Source organism: Streptomyces sp. NPDC006261 (assembly GCF_040613515.1).
Classification (GTDB): Bacteria; Actinomycetota; Actinomycetes; order Streptomycetales; family Streptomycetaceae; genus Streptomyces.
This window is the reverse complement of the sequence record NZ_JBEXSI010000146.1, coordinates 1-2,317: the sequence shown is the minus strand read 5'-3', so window position 1 is coordinate 2,317 and position 2,317 is coordinate 1. Positions and strand designations below refer to the sequence as shown.

Annotated in this window: 1 protein-coding gene; it reads right to left on the bottom strand. The window is 71.1% G+C overall.

The window, feature by feature from the left end:
- On the bottom strand, window positions 1–2,317 hold a 2,317-nt coding region (locus tag ABZ154_RS34930), incomplete at both ends, for a condensation domain-containing protein (protein ID WP_356838484.1).

The following is a 2,317-nucleotide window of genomic DNA, read 5'->3' as shown; positions in this document are numbered from 1 at the left end:
CATACCCCCGCGCCAACCCAGGACCGGTCACATACAACTCACCCGGGACGCCGGACGGCACCGGGGACAACCCGTCGTCCAGGACGAACACCCGGGCTCCGACGACGGGCACGCCGATGGGGGCGGTCGCCCCGGTGAGGGGGCGGCTGGTGGTGGCGTAGACGGTGGCCTCGGTCGGGCCGTAGGCGTTGATCATCAGGCGTCCGGCGGACCAGAGCTCGGCCAGGTCGGGCGGGCATGCCTCGCCCGCGACCACGAGGGAGCGGAGGTCGGGCAGGGCGGACTCGGTGCCGGCCGGAAGGGCGGCCAGTACGGAGGGGGCCACGAAGAGGTGGCTGGCCCGATGGGTCACCAGCGCGGCGACGAGCTCATCGCCCACCAGGTGCGGGGAACCGGTCTGGACGAGGGCGGCGCCTACCGTGAAGCCCGTCAGCAGCTCCATCACGGACACGTCGAAGCTGGAGGAGGTGGACTGCAGGATGCGGCTGCCCTGGGCCAGGCCGAAGCTCTCGGCCGTGGCGGTCAGACCCGCCAGGCCGGCGTGTGTGACGCTCACGCCCTTCGGAGTCCCGGTGGAGCCCGAGGTGTAGATGACGTACGCGGTGTTGCGCGGGGACAGGGGTGCCGTCCGGTCACTGTCCCGCGGAGCGGTGGCCGGCCGGCTGTCCCACGCGTCGGCGAGGGCCGGATCGTCGATGGTGAAGAGCGGCGTCGCGACATCCAGCGGGCCGGTGGCCAGCACCAGCGCGGGACGGGCGTCGGCGATCACGTGCGCGATCCGCTCGGCGGGGTGTTCGGGGTCGATCGGCAGGTACACGGCTCCGGCCTTGAGGATCCCCAGGATCACGGCGAGCTGGGTCCGGCAGCGGTCGACGGCGACCCCGACGACGCGCTCGGGGCCGACTCCCCGGCCGATGAGCCAATGGGCTATCCGATTGGCCTGTGCGTCGAGTTCGGCGTACGAGGCCGTGCCTTCGCTGTCGATCAGTGCGGGCGCCCGCGGGGTGGCGTGGACCTGCGCCTCGAAGAGCTCCGGGAGAGTCGCCTCGACCGCCGTGCGCGGGGACACACTCCAGGTGTCCAGGTGGCGTCGCTCGTCGGCGCCGAGGATGTCCAGAGCGCGGATGGGCAGGTGCGGGTCCTGTCCGGCGGCTGTCAGCAGGCGGGCCCAGCGGGCGGTGAAGGCGTCGACGGTCGCGGGATCGTAGAGGTCGGTGGCGTACTCGATCATGCCAGTGAGCCCTGCGGGCCTCCCGTCCGCGTCGAAGTTCTCCACCAGGTTGAGTGTGAGGTCGAACTGTGAGCCGCCGGGTGCGGGGTTGAGGAGCTGGGTACTTAGGCCGGGCAGCTCGAAGCGCAGGTCCGTATTGCTCTGGAGCGCCAGCATCACCTGGATGAGGGGGTGATGGGCGGTGGAGCGCTGCGGGTTGAGTTTCGACACCAGGTGCTCGAAGGGGATGTCCTGGTGGGTGTAGGCGGCCAGACTCGTCTCCCTGACCCGCCCCAGCAGGTCGGTGAAGGCGGGGTCGCCGGAGGTGTCGGTGCGCAGGATCAGGGTGTTGACGAAGAAGCCGACCAGGTTGTCGAGGCCCTCGTCGGTGCGTCCGGCGACGGGCGAACCCACCGGGATGTCCGCGCCCGCGCCCAGCCGGGAAAGCAGGGCCGCCAGACCCGCGTGGAGGACCATGAACAGCGTCGCGTCCCCCGAACGGGCCAGCTCGCGCAGCGCGGCATGCGTCGCGGCGTCGATGGTGAACGTGGCCTCGGCGCCGTTCTGGGAGGCCACGGCGGGTCGCGGCCGGTCGGTGGGGAGGCTGACGACCTCGGGCAGACCGGCCAAGTGGTCTTCCCAGTAAGCCGTCTGCCGGCCGAAGAGGGTGTCCGGGTCGGTGTCGTCGCCGAGCAGCTCGTGCTGCCAGAGGCTGTAGTCGGCGTACTGCACCGGCAGCGCCGACCACGTCGGCGGCTCACCGGCGCGGCGGGCGGTGTAGGCGTCCCTGAGGTCGTCGGCGAGCGGGCCGAGCGACCAGCCGTCGCTGGCTATGTGATGGATCGTCAGGATCAGGACATGGCGATCCGTTCCGGTGCTGAGCAGCGTGGGACGGACGGGGATCTCCCGGTCCAGTTCGAAGCGGTGACGGACAGACTCCTCCACCCGTGCGTCGAGCCCGCTTTCGGGGATGTGCTGGACCGGCAGTCCGACCCGTACGTCGGCGGCATCCAGCACCCGTTGGTGGGGCTGTCCGTCGATGTCGGGGAAGACCGTGCGCAACGGCTCGTGCCGGGCGATCACATCATTGATCGCCGCCTCCAACGC